The sequence below is a fragment of the Pantoea sp. Z09 genome (genome assembly GCF_022394795.1).
In the GTDB taxonomy this organism is placed as follows: Bacteria; Pseudomonadota; Gammaproteobacteria; order Enterobacterales; family Enterobacteriaceae; genus Pantoea; species Pantoea latae.
Genome location: NZ_CP092373.1, coordinates 1,723,843 through 1,740,408 on the forward strand (window position 1 = coordinate 1,723,843; position 16,566 = coordinate 1,740,408).

General features: G+C 58.4%; 20 protein-coding genes and 1 pseudogene. 10 read left to right on the forward strand and 11 right to left on the reverse strand.

All coding sequences use genetic code 11. From position 1 onward, the window contains the following. Positions 1-3: 3 nt before the first annotated feature. The 8 genes from MC269_RS08230 to MC269_RS08265 all read left to right on the forward strand — a co-directional run bounded on the left by MC269_RS08230 (position 4) and on the right by MC269_RS08265 (position 7,745). A complete protein-coding gene (locus MC269_RS08230; RefSeq protein ID WP_239954789.1) occupies positions 4-612 on the forward strand; it encodes a FimD/PapC N-terminal domain-containing protein in 609 nt (202 codons plus the stop codon). 24 nt (positions 613-636) lie between these two features. Further along, positions 637-2,532, forward strand: a complete 1,896-nt coding sequence (locus MC269_RS08235; RefSeq protein ID WP_239954790.1) for a fimbria/pilus outer membrane usher protein — start codon at positions 637-639, stop codon at positions 2,530-2,532. Between the two features lie 5 nt (positions 2,533-2,537). Next, entirely contained in the window at positions 2,538-3,296 is a 759-nt protein-coding gene (locus tag MC269_RS08240; protein ID WP_239954791.1) for a fimbria/pilus periplasmic chaperone, read from the forward strand. 64 nt (positions 3,297-3,360) lie between these two features. Continuing rightward, positions 3,361-3,897, forward strand: a complete 537-nt coding sequence (locus MC269_RS08245; RefSeq protein ID WP_239954792.1) for a fimbrial protein — start codon at positions 3,361-3,363, stop codon at positions 3,895-3,897. An 11-nt stretch (positions 3,898-3,908) separates the two neighbouring features. Further along, entirely contained in the window at positions 3,909-4,394 is a 486-nt protein-coding gene (locus MC269_RS08250; protein WP_239954794.1) for a fimbrial protein, read from the forward strand. 9 nt (positions 4,395-4,403) lie between these two features. Further along, complete coding sequence (locus MC269_RS08255; RefSeq protein ID WP_239954796.1) at positions 4,404-4,940, forward strand: fimbrial protein; 537 nt, start codon at positions 4,404-4,406, stop codon at positions 4,938-4,940. Between the two features lie 33 nt (positions 4,941-4,973). After that, positions 4,974-5,813 (forward strand): hypothetical protein, encoded by an 840-nt coding sequence (locus MC269_RS08260; protein ID WP_239954797.1) that lies wholly within the window; start codon positions 4,974-4,976, stop codon positions 5,811-5,813. Between the two features lie 54 nt (positions 5,814-5,867). Beyond that, the gene (locus tag MC269_RS08265) at positions 5,868-7,745 is read left to right on the forward strand and encodes a PglL family O-oligosaccharyltransferase (protein ID WP_239954799.1); all 1,878 of its coding nucleotides are present in this window, start codon (positions 5,868-5,870) and stop codon (positions 7,743-7,745) included. Here MC269_RS08265 and MC269_RS08270 read toward each other — a convergent pair. Next, complete coding sequence (locus MC269_RS08270; RefSeq protein WP_033790364.1) at positions 7,742-8,038, reverse strand: YciI family protein; 297 nt, start codon at positions 8,036-8,038, stop codon at positions 7,742-7,744. The two genes, MC269_RS08265 and MC269_RS08270, sit on opposite strands and share 4 nt — an antisense overlap. 202 nt (positions 8,039-8,240) lie before the next feature. On the opposite strand from MC269_RS08270, the gene tonB reads away from it, so the two are divergent. Further along, positions 8,241-8,984, forward strand: a complete 744-nt coding sequence (tonB, locus tag MC269_RS08275) for a TonB system transport protein TonB (protein WP_239954801.1) — start codon at positions 8,241-8,243, stop codon at positions 8,982-8,984. 29 nt (positions 8,985-9,013) lie between these two features. Here the strand turns inward: tonB and yciA are convergent, their stop codons facing one another. The 7 genes and pseudogenes from yciA to MC269_RS08310 form a co-directional block, all read right to left on the reverse strand. After that, on the reverse strand, positions 9,014-9,436 hold the full coding sequence (gene yciA, locus MC269_RS08280) for an acyl-CoA thioester hydrolase YciA (protein ID WP_081138049.1): 423 nt from the start codon (positions 9,434-9,436) through the stop codon (positions 9,014-9,016). 62 nt (positions 9,437-9,498) lie between these two features. Beyond that, the gene (locus tag MC269_RS08285) at positions 9,499-10,038 is read right to left on the reverse strand and encodes a septation protein A (RefSeq protein WP_239954803.1); all 540 of its coding nucleotides are present in this window, start codon (positions 10,036-10,038) and stop codon (positions 9,499-9,501) included. 51 nt (positions 10,039-10,089) lie between these two features. Next, positions 10,090-10,824 carry a YciC family protein gene (locus MC269_RS08290; RefSeq protein ID WP_239954805.1) on the reverse strand — a complete coding sequence of 245 codons (735 nt, stop codon included), beginning with the start codon at positions 10,822-10,824 and terminating at the stop codon, positions 10,090-10,092. Between the two features lie 27 nt (positions 10,825-10,851). After that, a pseudogene (locus MC269_RS08295) lies at positions 10,852-10,980 on the reverse strand (YkgJ family cysteine cluster protein); the annotation flags it as partial. 113 nt (positions 10,981-11,093) lie between these two features. After that, positions 11,094-11,573, reverse strand: coding sequence for a type VI secretion system tube protein TssD (locus MC269_RS08300; protein ID WP_239954807.1), 480 nt, complete (start codon positions 11,571-11,573; stop codon positions 11,094-11,096). A gap of 238 nt (positions 11,574-11,811) precedes the next feature. Further along, positions 11,812-12,504: a hypothetical protein gene (locus tag MC269_RS08305; RefSeq protein ID WP_239954808.1), complete on the reverse strand. Its 693-nt coding sequence runs from the start codon at positions 12,502-12,504 to the stop codon at positions 11,812-11,814. Between the two features lie 233 nt (positions 12,505-12,737). Continuing rightward, positions 12,738-13,142: a YkgJ family cysteine cluster protein gene (locus MC269_RS08310; RefSeq protein ID WP_239954809.1), complete on the reverse strand. Its 405-nt coding sequence runs from the start codon at positions 13,140-13,142 to the stop codon at positions 12,738-12,740. Between the two features lie 253 nt (positions 13,143-13,395). On the opposite strand from MC269_RS08310, the gene ompW reads away from it, so the two are divergent. Further along, positions 13,396-14,028, forward strand: a complete 633-nt coding sequence (gene ompW, locus MC269_RS08315) for an outer membrane protein OmpW (protein ID WP_239954810.1) — start codon at positions 13,396-13,398, stop codon at positions 14,026-14,028. 44 nt (positions 14,029-14,072) lie between these two features. Here the strand turns inward: ompW and MC269_RS08320 are convergent, their stop codons facing one another. From MC269_RS08320 to trpB, 3 genes are all read right to left on the reverse strand, one after another. Further along, complete coding sequence (locus tag MC269_RS08320) at positions 14,073-14,387, reverse strand: BON domain-containing protein (protein WP_081138067.1); 315 nt, start codon at positions 14,385-14,387, stop codon at positions 14,073-14,075. A gap of 143 nt (positions 14,388-14,530) precedes the next feature. Beyond that, positions 14,531-15,337: a tryptophan synthase subunit alpha gene (gene trpA / locus MC269_RS08325; RefSeq protein WP_239954811.1), complete on the reverse strand. Its 807-nt coding sequence runs from the start codon at positions 15,335-15,337 to the stop codon at positions 14,531-14,533. After that, a complete protein-coding gene (trpB, locus tag MC269_RS08330) occupies positions 15,337-16,527 on the reverse strand; it encodes a tryptophan synthase subunit beta (RefSeq protein ID WP_081138072.1) in 1,191 nt (396 codons plus the stop codon). The genes trpA and trpB overlap by 1 nt, the downstream gene beginning before the upstream one ends. Between the last annotated feature and the right edge of the window lie 39 nt (positions 16,528-16,566).

Below are 16,566 nucleotides of genomic sequence, written 5' to 3' on the forward strand. Positions count from 1 at the left end.
ACCATGCGGATTAAACACCTTACCTGTTGCGTGCTGCTGGCGCTGATCGCACCGTCGGTGACTGTCGCAGCGGATAATGACATTCAGTTCAATACCGATGTGCTGGACGTGAACGATCAGAAGAATATCGATTTAAGTCAGTTTTCCCGTGCGGGCTATGTGATGCCAGGTGACTACACCATGACGGTGCATCTCAACAAAAGCAGCCTGCAAGAGGAAAGCATTACTTATCTGCCGTCTGAACAGGATGAACATGACAGCGAGCCGTGCCTCACCAAAAAGCTGGTCGAGCACATTGGCTTTAAGCCTGAGGTGGCGAAAAAGCTCACCTGGTGGCACGACGGTCAGTGTCTTAATTTGCAAAATCCCTTACTGAACGGCATGAGCGTGAAGGGCGATTTGGCGGCGCAGGCGCTGAATATCAGCATTCCACAGGCCTATCTGGAGTACGCCAGCGCCACCTGGGATCCGCCGTCGCGCTGGGATGACGGCATCGCCGGCGTGCTGGCGGACTACAACCTGAGCCTGCAAAGCATTCATGGTATGGGCGAGACCGCCTCAAGCCAGAACATCAGCGGCAACGGCACCGTCGGCGCCAATTTCGGCCCCTAGCGCCTGCGCGCCGACTGGCAGGGCGTGCAGCGCACCGGCAGCGGCAGCAGCGGCGATACCCAGTGGCAGTGGAGTCGCTATTACCTCTACCGCGCGGTGCGCAGCCTCGGCGCGAAGCTGGTGATTGGTGAGGACTATCTCGATTCCGATCTGTTTGATAACCCGCGCTTCAGCGGCGTGCGACTGATCTCCGACGATAATCAGCTGCCGCCGAACCTGCGCGGCTATGTGCCGGAAGTGACCGGCGTGGCGCACAGCAACGCCAAAGTGACGATTTCGCAGCAGGGGCGCGTGATCTATGAAAGCCAGGTAGCGCCAGGACCGTTCCGCATCCAGTCGCTGAGCGAAGCGACGCACGGCACGCTGGATGTAGTGGTGCAGGAGCAAGATGGATCGGTGCAGAAGTTTCAGGTCAATACCGCGTCGGTGCCTTACCTCAGCCGTCCGGGCCAGATCCGCTATAAAGTCGCGGCCGGTCGCCCCGACGATCTGAAGCATCGCGTAAACGGCCCGCTGTTCGCCTCTGGCGAGTTCTCCTGGGGCGTCAACAACGGCTGGTCGCTCTACGGCGGCGCAATGGGCGGCAGCGACTACAATGCGCTCTCGCTGGGGATGGGGCGCGACCTGCTGGCGCTGGGCGCGATTTCGCTGGATGCCTCGCTGTCGCGCGCCGATCTGGCGAATCAAGGGCAAACCACCGGCAACTCGTATCGGTTGAGCTATTCGAAATCGTTCGATGCGATCCACAGCTCGGTGACCTTTGCCGGCTACCGTTTTTCACAGCGCACCTATATGAGCCTTAGCGAGTTTCTCGACGCGCGCGAAAGCGGGCTGGCCAGCGGCGGCAGTAAAGAGATGTACACGGTGTCGTTGAACAAGCAGTTTCCCTCTGTCGGGCTGAGCAGCTATGTCAACCTCAGCCGCCAGACCTACTGGAGCGGCGCCGAACCCAGCCTGCGCTACTCCCTGGCGCTGTCAAAATATTTCGATATCGGCAGCTATAAAAATATCAGCGTGGCGCTGTCGGTGTATCGCAACAGCTATCAGAACGTAAAAGATCAGGGCGGCTATTTAACCCTGTCACTGCCAATAGGTAACAACAATACGCTGAGCTACTCCGCCAGCGCGCTGAACGGCCGCGTCAGCCAGACCGCCAGCTACTTCGATGTGCTGGACGAACATAACAGCTATCAGGTCAGCGCCGGCGGCGGCAGCGGCGGCGCCACCGGCAACGCCTCGTTCGATCATCAGGGCGACCTGGCCGAAACCAGCGGCAGCCTCAGCTGGCAGCAGGGCAGCTATGTTTCTGGCGGCATGACGATGCGCGGCGGATTAACCGCCACGCGTCACGGCGCGGCGCTGCACCGCATCGGCCAGGCGGGCGGCACGCGCCTGATGCTGGACACCGACGGCATCAGCGGCGTGCCGGTGCACGGCTACGGCAGCACCATTAACACTAACCGGCTGGGCGTGGCGGTGATCAGCGATATCACCAGCTATTACCACAATGAAGCGAGCATCGATCTTGACCACCTGAACGACAACGTCGACGCGCTGCGTTCGGTGACGCAGGCAACGCTCACCGAAGGCGCCATCGGCTACCGTCGCTTCGACGTACTGGCGGGGAAAAAAGCGATGGCGGTGGTGAACTTACAGGATGGCAGCAGCGCGCCGTTCGGTGCCACCATCATGAACAAGAAAGGTCAACAGACCGGCCTGGTAGGCGACAACGGCAATACCTGGCTGAGCGGGATGAATCCCGATGAACGCATGGACGTCCACTGGGACGGGAAAGCGCAGTGTACCTTTACGCTGCCGCACAATCTGGACGTGATCTCACTGCTGCTGCCGTGCCGACCGCTGTCGGCGCAGCCTGCTACTGCAGGGCAGAGCAAGAACATCAATACAGAGAAAAGGTAAGACAAATGCAGAAGCTCAATAAACTCACCCTGATCGCCGGTCTGCTGGCCGGTCTTTTCGCCGCACAGCAGGCGGTGGCAGCGATCGCGCTGGACCGCACGCGCGTGATTTTTCCCGGCGGCGAAAAGTCGCTTTCCCTCACCATCCACAACGAAAACACGCAGCTGCCCTTCCTGGCGCAGTCGTGGCTGGAGGACAGCAGCGGCCATAAAATCACCCAGCCGCTGGTGGTGGTGCCGCCGCTGCAGCGCGTAGAGCCGGGCAGCAGCAGCCAGCTCTCCATCAAGGCGCTGCCGCAGGCCGCCTCACTGCCGCAGGATCGCGAGACGCTCTACTATTTCAACCTGCGTGAGATCCCGCCGCGCAGCAAAGAGCCGAATACCCTGCAGCTGGCGCTGCAGACGCGCGTGAAGTTCTTCTATCGCCCGAAGGCGATTCAGCAGACCCGCGCGCAGATGGCAACGCCTTTCCAGGAGCAGCTGACCCTGACCCGTCAGGGCGACAGCTACCGGGTCAATAACCCGACGCCTTACTACATTACGCTGGTCTCCGCCGGTTCCGGGGCGCGTAGCGCGCAAAACGGCGGCTTCAAACCGGTGATGGTGGCACCAAAAGGGCAGGCGTCGTTGGGCGTCAGCGCCGCGCAGCTCGGCGCCTCGCCGGCCGTGGTCTATATCAACGACTACGGCGGCAGCATGGTGCTGACCTTCAGCTGCAGCGGCGGCCAGTGCAAAGTGGTCAAAGATGAGCGGGTAAAAGGCTGACGGTAGCAAAGGCGGTCAGCAACAGCATCGGGCGTTCCAGACGCCCCACTTTCAGGAGTAAAAAATGAACAGTGCTTTTTATCGCCTGAGCGGAGGCGCGCTTCTGGCGGGCGCCATGCTGATGGCCGCCGCGCCCGCCATCGGGGCCAGGCTACCGGCGCTGCGTGACGGCGCGGATAACGGCACGGTGACCGTCACCATCAAAGGCATTTTGCTTGAGGCGCCGCCGTGCGTCATCAATAACAATCAGCCCATCGACGTTAACTTCGGCGATAACCTGAACATCAGCAAAATTGACGGCACGCATTTCATGCAGCAGGTGGAGTACAGCGTCACCTGCAGCGGCAACAGCAGCAACGAGATGACGTTAAGCATTGAGGGCAACGCCACCGATTTTGACGCCGCCGCGCTGCAAACCAATATGGGCGATCTGGGCGTCGAGCTGCAGCACGACGGCAGCAAGGTGAACATCGGCGAGGCGATGAGCTTTACGTATCCCACGCTGCCAGCGTTACAGGCGGTGCCGGTGAAACGCACCGGCGCCACGCTCGCGCCCGGTGAATTTAGCGCAGGCGCAACCCTGATGGTAAATCTGCAATAAGGAATAACAGAGTGAAACGTTCTTATATCAACAGTGGGCTGGCGGTGCTTTTCAGCCTGATCGGTTTTCACGCCACCGCCGATGAAAATATGCTCTTTCATGGCACGTTGGTCGATTTTCCCTCCTGCACCATTAACGATAATCAGCCGATCAACGTCGAGTTCGGCAACGTCGGCATTAACAAAATCGACGGCGTGAATTATGAAAAAGACATTGACTATAAAATCGTCTGTGACGGCACGGATACCCAGCATCAGCTCTATCTCTCAGTTACCGGGCAGGCGGCCAGCTTTAACGCAGGCTACCTGAATACCAGCGTTGACGGGCTGGCGATTGAAATCAAGCAGAACAGCGAAGCCTATAAGCTGGCCGATCAGATGCCAGTTACGCTTGATGCGCCGCCGAAACTCAGCGCGGTGCCGGTCAAAAGCAGCGACGCGGCGCTGGCCACCGGTGAATTTTCCGCCAGCGCGACGCTACAGGCGTTTTATCAGTAAGGAGCAGCGATGCGTCTCACCGCAGGGATGTTAACCGGCGTCGTGTTGTGGCTGGCGGCTGACGCAACGGCCGCGGCGCAGGGCGTGACGCAAGAGAACCTTAGCTTCCACGGCAACCTGACTGAACTGCCCTGTACGATACTCGACGGCGATAGATCTCTGCAGGTGCATATGGGCGCAATTAACGCCCGCGACCTGTACAGCGCCCGCTCCGCCACCACGTCGTTTAGCCTGCATCTGGAAGGGTGCGACACGCGCGTCAGCAGCAGCGTCACGGCCACCTTCACCGGCACGCAGGATCCGCAGCTCGCGGGCTATCTGCTGCCTGAGGTCGGCAGCGCCTCAGGCATTGCGCTCGGGCTGGCGGACGGTGAAGGCAACGCCCTGCCGCTCGATCGGCCGTCAACAGCCCGCGCCCTGACCAGCGGTGAAAATGTGCTGAGCTTTGCCGCCTGGGTGGAAGGTGAGCCAGAGGCTATCCGGCAAAAAAATATCGTTCCGGGCGACTTCACCGCCACTGCCACCCTGACGCTGAGCTACCCGTAGCGCGCTTCAACATCTTCACCGAGTAGGTTAATTATGAAAAAACTTATCTGTGTCATTACCGCCCTGCTGTGCAGTTTTGTCCTGCCGGTCAATGCTAAGATATTCAGCTACATCACGAAAGAGACAGGCACGCCAGGCTCGGGAAACACGATTTATTACGACTACTCTATCTCCTCCTGGAGCACGGAGGATGATGCACAGCCCAACCCCTGCTACGGCAGCCCCTACTGCTGGCTGCACGTTAACCACCGGCATTTCGCCAATGGAAATGGCGGAACCATTGATAACACGTTTAAGAGCATCAATATCGGCGCGGCGCCAACCATTGGTGACGTGCGCAAGATGTGGATTGCCGCCCATCCGCTGCCCAACGTGGGTCAGACCCACCACACCGGCGAGGTGCTGGCCGAAGAGTGCGTGGGCCTTTTCTATGTGACGAGCGTGGCGGGCTACGTTGTCGACACTGATCCCCGCTACCTGTTTCCCGGCTCGGTCTGCGGCCTGGCGCCGCCGCCGGTCGGCAGCTGCAAGCTGGATGGCGATATCACCCTCGACTACGGTTCCGTGACGGCCGCCAGCCTCAACGGTAAGGTGATCAGCAAAACCTCGTCGGTGACCTGCAGCAAGGATATGGCGGTGCAGCTGTGGTTATTTAACCCCAGCGACGAGAGCGATCAGGTGCCGCTGCGCAGTGACAACTCCATTGTCGCCAAACTGACGCTTAACGGCGACAGCGCCACGGCAGGCAAAACCTTCAACGTCACCAGCGGCGTGGCGACGCCGTTTACCGTCAGCAGCGAAGCGCTGGTCTCCGGATCGCCGGAAGCGGGCGCCTTTTCCGGCTCGGCAATTTTGCTGCTCGCCATTCCCTGATGTCGTCTTTGTTAACGCCGAGCACTGCGCATAGCGCCCGGCGGGAAGCGTAAAATGCGTATCAAAAATCTTGCAGGCCCAGCGCTCAGCGGCGTTTTGGGCCTCTATTTTATCGCCATGCATCGCTATCAGGCGAATATGGGCGGCTCTGGTTTAACCCTGCCGCTGAACATCCTGAGCTGGATAGCGATGCTGAGTATCGTGCTGCTGGCGACCGTGAACGAAATAGAGGGCGCGGCACGCCCGGTAACGCGCCAGGGCCGGCTGATGACGGCGGCGGTGGTGCTGATGACGCTGCCGCTGCTCTGGACGCCAGCGCTCTTCTGGCAAAACGCGCTGCCGCGGCTGGCAGGCCTGTGGGGCGCGCTGCTGGTGAGCCTGGCGCTGCAGCGGCTGCAGCTGAGCCAGACGCAGAAGCAGCGCATTCTGGCGATGATCCTGCTGGCGGCGCTGCTGGAGGCGGCGCTGAGCCTGTTTCAGGCGGGCTGGCCGGAACAGGCGCGCCAGCTGATGGAATATAATATGACGCGGCTGGGCGGTCGCCCCTACGGCATTTTCCAGCAGCCCAATCTGCTGGCGAGCTTTCTCGCCAGCGGCTATGCCATCGCGGTCTGGTTCGCATTTGCGCTGCGGCGCGAGGGGCTGATGTGGTGGGCGCTGCTGGGCTGCCAGATGCTGCTGATCCTGACCCTGCTGCTGGCGCAGAGTCGGGTCGGGGCGATCGGTGCCGTCAGCGCGCTATTGCTGCTCAGCCTGATGTCGCCCGACATCACGGCGGGCGACACGCCGCGTTCGCGGGCGGGCTGCCTTGCCGCGCTGCTGCTGGCGACGCTGCTGGTGCTGGTCAACGCCGCGCTGCCCGCGCGGGCGATAGCGATTTCCGCTGCGCTGGTGGGCACCGCGCTGCTCGGCGCGCTGTGGCGCGCGCGGCGAAATCCCGTTGCGCGACGGCGTCAGGCGGCGATCTTTCTGGTCGGCCTGCTGACCACGCTGCTGTTTTGCTGGCCGCACGGCAAGGAGACACCCGCCAGCCCGCCCGCGCCGCCCGTGCAGACGGCGGCAGGCCACGACTTTGTGCATCTTAACTCCACGCTGGAGCGCATCACGCTGCTGCGCGGCACGCTGGCGCTGATCGCGCAACACCCGTGGCGCGGCAGCGGCCTTGGCAGCTTTGAGCAGAGGTGGCCGGACGGACGGGCCCATGCGGGGCTAAGCATCAGTAACTATATTACGCATCCGCATAACGAACTGCTCTACGTCTGGGCGGAAGGGGGCGTGGTGGCGCTGGCGGGCTTTCTGCTGCTGCTCTGTTCCATCCTGCGCACGGCGTTCTCCTCTGACGCCACCGCTTTGGCTGCGCCGACCGCCGCAATGCTGCTGCCGATCCTGCTGCATACCCAGCTCGAGTATCCGCTCTATCAGTCAGCCGCGCATCTGCTGCTGCTGCTGCTGTTTATCAGGATCGGCCAGCCGGAACCGGTCGCGATCGCCGCTCCCGGCAACGCGCGCCTGAGGCTGGCGCTGTGCGGCCCGCCGCTGCTGGCGGCTATTCTGCTGCTGGCGCAGGGGCTAGGCGTGCAGCAGCAGCTGACGCAGGCGGAGCGTCACGGCCTGCGCGCGCTGCCAGCGCTGCCGCTCAACGAAAAGATCACCCAGTATCAGCGTTACGACTTTGATCAGCACAGCGCGCTGCTGATCGACTACAACCGCAGCCGCAACCCGCGCGATCTTCAGCGCTATCTGGCATGGAGCCAGCGTTATCTGCAGGTGTGGCAGGATGCGGGAGTTTATGACGCGGCGATACGCATCGCGCGTTTTGAGGGCAAAAGGCGGGAAGCCGCGGCGTTAGCGATACGCGCGCAGCGGGCCTTTCCCGGCGACAGGCGGTTCCGCCGCGCAGAACAGGGCGGCCGCCGCCGGGAAAAGGATTAAAAGACGCGTTTAAACGGTTTTACCGATACGTTTTTGTAAACGCCGGCAGCGATGTAGGGATCGGCTTCCGCCCAGGCCTGCGCGGCTTCCTGCGAGCTGAACTCGGCGATAATCGCTGAGCCGGTAAAACCCGCAACGCCAGGGTCGTTGCTGTCGACAGCCGGCATCGGCCCAGCGACGATCAGACGGCCTTCATCCTGCAGCAGCTGCAGGCGCGCCAGATGAGCAGGGCGCACCGAGGTGCGTTTTTCCAGAGAATCAGCGTTATCTTCAGCGTAAATGATGTACAGCACTTAGAAGCCCCCATTGGCTTATCCTGTTTCCGCAACACGGTAAGGGATCGTAAATAAGAGTGCAAACGAAAGATAAGGATGAACCAAATGGGCCGCAGGCGGGGTTAAAAAAGGCGGTCTCTGCCCTCATTTTTCAGCAGTTATTGAAACTGATTGCTATTTGCATTTAAAATCTCCCCTCAATTCTTTAACTGCGACTGCTATGACCACGTTGACAATGCCCATTCCAAAACGTACGCCTGTTTCCGTGCTGCTCTCTGTAGCGCTGCACGGGGCCGTTATCGCCGGCATTCTTTATGCCTCGTTTCATCAGGTTATCAACGTCCCGAAAACCTCGCAGCCGATCAGCGTCAGTCTGGTGGCGCCGGAAGTGCAGCCTGAGCCCGCGCCGGTGGTCGAGCAGCCGCAGCCGGAACCCCAGCCTGAGCCAGAGCCGGTGCCGGAACCGCAGCCGGTGCCAGAGCCGCCTAAGGCTGAACCGGTGCCGATCCCGGTGCCGCAGCCAAAGCCGAAGCCTAAACCGAAGCCCAAACCTAAAGTCGAGCACAAGCGCGAGGTCAAACCGCGTCAGGAGGCGAAGCCGCAGGAAAATCCCTTTAAACAGGACGCGCCGACCACCCAGGCAAAACCCACCAGTGCGCCAAAATCAGCTCCGTCTCCAACTCAGTCGGTGTCGCAGGGGCCGAAGGCGCTAAGCGTCTCTAAGCCGGGCTATCCCACGCGCGCGCTGGCGTTGCGCATTGAGGGACGCGTGCGAGTGCAGTTCGACGTAGGCGACGACGGCCGGGTGGAAAATGTCACCATTCTCTCCGCCCAGCCGCGCAATATGTTTGAGCGCGAAGTGAAGCAGGCGATGAAGCAGTGGCGCTATCAGCCTGGCCGTCCGGGTAAAAATCTGACGATGAATATCGTCTTCAACATCAACGGCGGCTCCAGCATCGAATAAAAAAAAGCGGTCAGATGACCGCTTTTTTATTACTCATCCGGCGCGATATTGGCTCGCCCCGGCGGCAGCGGCCGCGACTTGCCTTGATTATCCACCGCGACATAGATAAACACCGCCTCGGTGGCGCAGTAGGTTTGTCCAATCGGTTCAGATGAGACTTTTTTGATCCACACTTCGACGTTGATGGTCATCGAACTGGTCCCGGTGCGTATGCAGCGCGCATGGCAGCTCACCACGTCGCCCACCGCCACCGGCTTAAGAAACGACATACCGTCAACGCGCACCGTCACCACGCGACCTTCGGCAATCTCTTTCGCCAGGATCGCGCCGCCCATGTCCATCTGCGACATCAGCCAGCCGCCGAAAATATCGCCATTGGCGTTAGTGTCCGCCGGCATCGCCAGGGTACGCAACACCATTTCGCCTTGCGGCAACTTATGTTTTTCGTCCATCGCTCCACTTCTTCTGCAGGTGAAGGCGCGCTGCGCCAGCAATGCCCGGTCAGGGCGGAATATTATTTTTCTTCTTGTTGTGGCATCTGTCGCCAGATGTAGACGCCGCTAATCAGGGTAAACAGCAGGGTCAGTGCGGTCAGACCAAACACCTTAAAGTTAACCCAAAAGGCTTCGGGCAACCAAAACGCCACGTAGATATTCGCCAGGCCGCAGGCGAGGAAGAACAGCGCCCAGGCGACATTGAGGCGACGCCAGCTGGTTTCCGGCAGCTGGATCTCTTTGCCCAGCAGGCTTTTGATCAGCGGCTGCGCCATAAAGAACTGACTGTAGAGCAGCGCCAGCGCGAACAGGCTGTAGATCACCGTGACCTTCCATTTGATAAATTCATCGTTATGGAAAACCAGCGTCAGGGTGCCGAACACCGCCACCAGCACGAAGGTGACGATGGTCATCTTCTCCAGCTTGCGATAGAGCACCCAGCTCACCACCAGCGCCAGGCCAGTGGCGACGATCAGCGCGCCGGAGGCGACAAAGATGTCGTAGAGCTTGTAAAAAATAAAGAAGACCACTAAAGGAAGGAAATCGAGTAACTGCTTCATAGGCATTCCAGTTCAGACAGGGTAAAAGCCGCGCCCGCAGGCGCGACGGGCTTAACGGGCCAGCATATAAAGCCGGAAAAGATAGATAATCAGCAGCGCGGAAATCAGGTTGCCGATGGCGGTCACGCCGATTGCCAGCGCGTTGTCCGGCAGCGCGCTCAGCGAGGATGAGGCGAACAGCAGCGCCATCTTCGCCAGCAGCCAGAGCACGATCGCTGGCGCGATCAGGCGCAGGTTTTTCCATGCCAGACGGCAGCTGGCGCGCATCGCGGCAAAAATGCCGCTTTTTTCGCTGGCGAGGATCACCGGCGAAAGCGACAGCAGGATCGCCAGCATCACGCCCGGCACCATCAGCACCATAAAGCCCAGCTGGACCACCAGGGTAATCAGGAAGGTCTGCAGCAGCAGCTTCGGCAGCAGCGGGGCGGAGGCGCCAATGGCGCGCAGCGCGCTGACGCGTTGTCCGTCAGAGACCATCGGGATCAGGCAGAGCATGCCGCCCAGCAGCAGCGTATTGCCGATCAGCGCGGAGAAGGTGCCGGCTGCCGAGGCGCGCAGCAGAATGCGCTGCTGCTCCGGCGACATGTTCTGCACCAGTTCAAACAGCGAGGAGGCGCTGGTGTCCCCCTGCTGAAGCTGGGCCAGCTGCTCGCCGCCCGGGGTAAACGCGTGCACCAGAATAACCGTGATAAACGCCGTCAGTAACGACATCAGCACAATGGTCAGCAGCTGGTGGCGGAAGAAATTTCCTGTGTCACGGTATAACGAGCTCGCCGTGATAGACATGTACACTCCTTGGTGGAACCGGGTTAATTAACCCGGCGATTGTACATGGTCTGGCCCGGCGCTGGCACCCGCCGCGCGATAACTTTCTGTCATGGAAGGTAAAGAAGGATGAAAAAGGGGCGGTAGGGCGTAACGGGCATGGGCACAGACTTCATTGCATTGTGAACATCATGCGCAGGTGCATAACGCTTCTGGCGCGGCTAATTTATACGCCGGCAAGTTATCAATAAGACCCTCTTTGTCATTCATCACGCTGCTCTTAAACTTTACTATGCAGTGGCGCGGTCGTTCCACGTATCGCGATAGATGATATTTCCTTCCACATATTTCCATGTGATCGCTGCATAGCGCAGTTCCAGCGTCTCTAAATGTGTGCTGCTGAGGCCTGTTGGGGAGAGGTAGGGCGAAACCGTGGTGATTTTGACGTTTTCTAAAATGATATTAAAATATTCTGCCTCAATGCCCGATTCCAGAATATGATACATCCTGATGGTGGCTTTTTTCAGGGTGCGACCTTCACACACCGCTCGGTAAAGCAGTGGCGTGGTTTTATCGAACTCTTTAACGATGGTGACAGGCCGGTGAACGCGGGTGCCCGTCAGTTTCCCCCAGGAGGGATCAACCGGTATAGTGACGCCGTGCGAGAAAGATTTTAATTCGACAGATCCAATACGTAGCGGCATTAAACAACCGCCAACAATCGGTGAGCCGTTTTCATCTTCAAGCCATAGATGTGCGGGTGTTGACATGTCACGTCCTTATTAATAGATATTGATTCAAATATTTATTGACTATTCATTACTTCACGTAACGACTAAAGATAATCATTATGACTATAAAGAAAAGACCTATCGGCCATACTGGACTGCCGGGAAAGAAATGCGCCTGCAGCAAAGCAAAAAAAAGGGTTAGCACTGCCGGGCCATATGTCGAGAAAAAGATTCGTCCTTGCCACCGTAGGAAACGCTTAATATAATCCAACATATCCTATTGTATCATCCTGCTGATAATACCCGAAATGTCGTGCTCTGAGGCCCATTGTGCCTCGATGGCACCTGCCTTTTTGAAAACGGGTTCAATGAGAAAATAGAGCATCTCAAGTTCTTGCGCATAGAGTGCAGCGTAATAGGCAGGGAATTGTATTTGCAGACGATGAGCACTTTCCGCAGCCTGTTGTACAACACCATAAATCCCGATAGTCGCCATACCTCGAACGCCCCATCTACCTGCGAGCGCGCTTAACGCCAGACTAAGGTTTAAACCAATTCGCACAGCACTGGCTACAGCCAAATAAAAGCCAGCGCTGGTAAGCGAACTGGCGGCGATATGGACATTTACCGCCATTAGAGATTGCTTGATGTATTCTAGTTGATTCGATGTTTTATATCTGAGTATTTCTTCAAAGTATAGTTTTAGCATCTCATAAACTACATCAATATGATTTGCTATTTTATAGGCAGCATCTCTGAATCGAATGTCCTCTCTCTTTTGCTGTTGGCAAACATCGTTATATTCATCGGTGAAGCAGGATGTGTAGTAAACTAAACGCGTAACACCTTTCCCTACTGTTTCGATCTGCTTTGATACTTTTCCTGCCACGCCTGTCACAGCATGATCAAGTTTTAATGCCAGTATATTGTTAGCTTGCAAGTAATCAATAAGGCCATTTTTGTCATACATCTCCTTGTCCTTTTGGCTGGATCCCTTTTGTAAGATTGACTGTCCGTCGAATATATTGCGAACGGCAGATCAGAAAGAGGCAGGCATTGAATTTTACTAAGGTAAGGCGAGCGGTTCGCTATGTAAACAGGCATGCGTAAGGTTAAGGCGGTAATATATCCTCAATTGAGAAGCATTGTTATTTAAAGGCTCTGCTTTCATAAACAGAGCCTTTACTGCTTCATGTAAAGCATTTAATTGTCGCTGATATAACCGGCACCTTCACTGGGCTGATGCGGTTTTTCTGCCATAAAGCCAGAAGGGTGATAAAGAGGCGGCAGGCCATACCGGGCGCGGGCGCGATCGCAGGCTTCATTATAAACGCCATTTTCGCCCGACATGGCGAACTCGCGGCAGGGCGACGGGCGCTGCGCATAGATGCCGCAGGAGACGCAGCCGCCCGGCTCGCCCTGTAGCGCCACGCAGCGCGGTTCGCGCGCGTTGGTGCCGCGCATCGCTCGCATCATCAGGTTTAACGGCTCGGTCAGGTCAGCCGGCACCACGCCGCCGGCGTCATCGGCTTCCGCCCAGTAAAAAGAGACGCGGAAGTGGGCGCAGCAGGCGCCGCAGGTCATGCATAGGTTGGAATTATCGCTCATTTGATCGCCCGCCACTCCTGAGGCATCGAACCAAAATCAACACGGGGAAAAATCAAAATAATCACGCTGATAAATTTCTTCAAGAGGAATTTCGCGCCTGTCAGCGGTGCCTAAATTGATCTGAATCAATCCTTTGTTTTATAAGCGCTTTAGGGCAGTTGATTTGGATGCTTTTTTTGCCAAATCACGCTAGAACGTTGCCCATAACCAGCAAGCATATTTATCTCTATTTTTTTTGTGCAAAGGAGTGATTATGAAACTGACTAAATGCGCGTTTCTTCTGGCTATGGCTTTACCGCAGCTGGCGCTGGCGCACCAGGCGGGCGATTTCTTTATGCGTGCAGGCAGCGCAACGGTGCGTCCCACTGAAGGCTCCGACAACGTGCTGGGCATGGGCGGCTTCGATGTCAGCAACAATACCCAGCTCGGCCTGACTTTTACCTGGATGGCGACCGATAACGTCGGCGTTGAACTGCTGGCGGCGACGCCGTTCCGCCATAAAGTCGGGCTGGGGGCAACCGGCACGCTGGCGACGGTGCGTCAACTGCCGCCGACGCTGATGGCGCAGTATTACTTCTTCGACAGCCAGAGCAAGGTGCGTCCCTATGTGGGCGTCGGCATTAACTACACCACCTTTTACGATGCCGATTTCAATCAAACCGGGCGTGATGCCGGCCTGAGCGACCTCAGCGTAAAAGATTCGTGGGGCGTGGCGGGCCAGGTGGGGCTCGACTACCAGATTAACCGCGACTGGATGCTGAACGCCTCGCTCTGGTATATGGATATCGATACGGAAGTGAAATTTAAGGCGGGCGGAAAACAGCAGAATATCGATACGCGCATCGATCCCTTTGTCTTCTTTTTCGGCGCGGGCTACCGCTTCTGATAAAAAAAGGCCGCGAATCATTCGCGGCCTTTTTTCTTTTAGCGTTACTTAATTTGCATATTATTCACAACAGACTTCACGCCCTTCACGGTACGCGTTACTTCTACCGCGCGGTTAGCCATCTGCGGCGAGCTGACGAAGCCGCTTAGCTGCACCCGGCCCTTAAAGGTTTCGACGTTGATTTCACGCGATTTGAGTTCATCGTCATTCAGCAGCTGTGCTTTGACTTTGGTGGTGATCACCGTATCGTCGATATAACCCCCGGTGCCTTCCTGCTTCGCGGTAGGCGCACAGGCGCTCAGCGTCAGTGCGACCACAACGGCGGCCAGCGCGCCTGCAAGGACTTTAAACAGTTTCATTGCTTCTCTCCCTGTCTCAAACAAGATGCGCCGTTACCATAACGGCGCAAAATAAGTGTGGGCGGGAAAAGCGAAAGCGGCAACGTCGGGATGTAAAAAAGAGTGAGAAATCATGCCCTGGCGTGCGACAGGGCATGAAAAGCTTAGCGGGTGGCGGCTTTCAGACTGCTGACGAAGGCGGTGAGCTTTGCCAGCATCTCTTCCGGCTGCGCATGGTACTGCTCGATGATCTTCACGATCGCCGAGCCAGAGATCGCGCCCGCCGCGCCCGCGCCTAATGCCTCTTTAACCTGCGCCGGTTCTGAGATGCCGAACCCCTGCAGCGGCGGCGCGGCATTATATTCGCGCAGCTTGTCGATCAGATGCTGCAGCGGCAGGCTGCTGGCGCGATTTTCCGCGCCGGTCACGCCAGCGCGCGACAGCAGATAGGTGTAGCCGCGGCCGTGAGAGGCGATCTCGCGCAGCAGATCGTCGCTGGCGTTGGGCGGACAGATAAAAATAGGCGCGATGCCGTGGCGCAGCGCGGCCTGACGGAACGGCGCCGACTCCTCGACCGGCACGTCCGCCACCAGCACCGAGTCGACGCCCGCCTCGGCGCAGCGCGCGTAGAAGGCGTCGATGCCGTTGCTAAATACCAGGTTGGCGTACATCAGCAGGCCAATGGGCAGATCGGGATATTTTTGACGCACGCTGCTGAGCAGCTCGAAGCACTGCGCGGTGGTGGTGCCGGCGGCAAAAGCGCGCAGGGTGGCGTTCTGGATGGTCGGGCCGTCCGCCAATGGATCGGAGAAGGGAATGCCCAGCTCCAGCGCGTCGGCGCCGCCCGCGACCAGCGCGTCGATCACCTTTAACGACAGTTCCGGCGAGGGATCGCCCAGCGTAACGAAGGGCACGAAAGCGCCTTCTTTCTTCGCCTGTAAACGCGTGAACAGCTGTTGATAACGCTCCATCAGATTTCTCCCTGCGCAGTCAGAATATCGTGAACGGTGAAGATGTCTTTGTCGCCGCGGCCGGAGAGGTTGACCACCAGCAGTTGCTCTTTTTCAGGATTGTCGTGGATCATCTTCAGCGCGTGGGCCAGCGCGTGCGACGACTCCAGCGCCGGAATGATGCCTTCCGCCCGACAGAGCGTTTTAAACGCCGCCAGCGCTTCGTTGTCGGTAATCGACACGTACTCGGCGCGGCCGATGCTGTTGAGATGCGCGTGTTGCGGACCCACGGACGGGAAGTCGAGACCCGCTGAAATAGAGTAAGACTCTTCGATCTGTCCCTCTTCCGTCTGCATCATCGGCGCCTTCATGCCGAAGTAGATGCCGACGCGACCATGCTTGAGCGGCGCGCCGTGCTCGCCAGTTTCAATACCGTGACCCGCCGGTTCGACGCCGATCAAACCGACCTTTTCATCATTGATAAAGTCGGCAAACATGCCGATAGCGTTCGAGCCGCCGCCGACACAGGCGATAACCGCATCCGGCAGGCGTCCTTCTCTTTCCAGAATCTGCGCTTTGGTCTCTTCGCCGATCATGCGCTGAAACTCGCGCACGATAGTCGGGAAAGGGTGCGGACCCGCCGCGGTGCCGAGCATATAGTGTGCGGTCTCATAGCTGCCCGACCAGTCGCGCAATGCCTCGTTACAGGCATCTTTCAGCGTGGCGGAGCCGCTGTGCACCGGGATCACCTCGGCGCCCATCAGCCGCATACGGAAGACGTTGGGCGACTGGCGCTCGACATCTTTCGCGCCCATATAGATGCGGCACTTCATGCCGAGCAGCGCGCACGCCAGCGCTGAGGCGACGCCGTGCTGGCCGGCGCCGGTTTCGGCGATGATTTCGTTTTTGCCCATACGCTTCGCCAGCAGCGCCTGGCCCAGCACCTGGTTGGTTTTATGCGCGCCGCCGTGCAGCAGATCTTCACGCTTCAGGTAGAGGCGCGTTTTGGTGCCTTTTGTCAGGTTGCTGCACAGCGTCAGCGCCGTCGGGCGTCCCGCATAGTTTTTCAGCAGGTCGGTAAATTCCGCCTGAAACGCCGGATCTTTCTGCGCGTCGACAAACGCGGCTTCCAGCTGGCGCAGCGCCGGCATCAGGATCTGCGGCACGTACATACCGCCAAAGTCGCCAAAGTAGGGATTCAGTAGTGTCATGGTTTCATTTCCTTTTGGGCCCGCCACAGCGGACCTGAC

Bases quoted from the DNA above. Each gene is read 5' to 3' on its own strand.
- MC269_RS08230 (WP_239954789.1), top strand. From the start codon at position 4: ATGCGGATTAAACACCTTACCTGTTGCGTGCTGCTGGCGCTGATCGCA.
- MC269_RS08240 (WP_239954791.1), top strand. From the start codon at position 2,538: ATGCAGAAGCTCAATAAACTCACCCTGATCGCCGGTCTGCTGGCCGGT.
- MC269_RS08245 (WP_239954792.1), top strand. From the start codon at position 3,361: ATGAACAGTGCTTTTTATCGCCTGAGCGGAGGCGCGCTTCTGGCGGGC.
- MC269_RS08255 (WP_239954796.1), top strand. From the start codon at position 4,404: ATGCGTCTCACCGCAGGGATGTTAACCGGCGTCGTGTTGTGGCTGGCG.
- MC269_RS08260 (WP_239954797.1), top strand. From the start codon at position 4,974: ATGAAAAAACTTATCTGTGTCATTACCGCCCTGCTGTGCAGTTTTGTC.
- MC269_RS08265 (WP_239954799.1), top strand. From the start codon at position 5,868: ATGCGTATCAAAAATCTTGCAGGCCCAGCGCTCAGCGGCGTTTTGGGC.
- tonB (WP_239954801.1), top strand. From the start codon at position 8,241: ATGACCACGTTGACAATGCCCATTCCAAAACGTACGCCTGTTTCCGTG.
- yciA (WP_081138049.1), bottom strand. From the start codon at position 9,436: ATGGACGAAAAACATAAGTTGCCGCAAGGCGAAATGGTGTTGCGTACC.
- MC269_RS08285 (WP_239954803.1), bottom strand. From the start codon at position 10,038: ATGAAGCAGTTACTCGATTTCCTTCCTTTAGTGGTCTTCTTTATTTTT.
- MC269_RS08290 (WP_239954805.1), bottom strand. From the start codon at position 10,824: ATGTCTATCACGGCGAGCTCGTTATACCGTGACACAGGAAATTTCTTC.
- MC269_RS08300 (WP_239954807.1), bottom strand. From the start codon at position 11,573: ATGTCAACACCCGCACATCTATGGCTTGAAGATGAAAACGGCTCACCG.
- MC269_RS08305 (WP_239954808.1), bottom strand. From the start codon at position 12,504: ATGTATGACAAAAATGGCCTTATTGATTACTTGCAAGCTAACAATATA.
- MC269_RS08310 (WP_239954809.1), bottom strand. From the start codon at position 13,142: ATGAGCGATAATTCCAACCTATGCATGACCTGCGGCGCCTGCTGCGCC.
- ompW (WP_239954810.1), top strand. From the start codon at position 13,396: ATGAAACTGACTAAATGCGCGTTTCTTCTGGCTATGGCTTTACCGCAG.
- MC269_RS08320 (WP_081138067.1), bottom strand. From the start codon at position 14,387: ATGAAACTGTTTAAAGTCCTTGCAGGCGCGCTGGCCGCCGTTGTGGTC.
- trpA (WP_239954811.1), bottom strand. From the start codon at position 15,337: ATGGAGCGTTATCAACAGCTGTTCACGCGTTTACAGGCGAAGAAAGAA.
- trpB (WP_081138072.1), bottom strand. From the start codon at position 16,527: ATGACACTACTGAATCCCTACTTTGGCGACTTTGGCGGTATGTACGTG.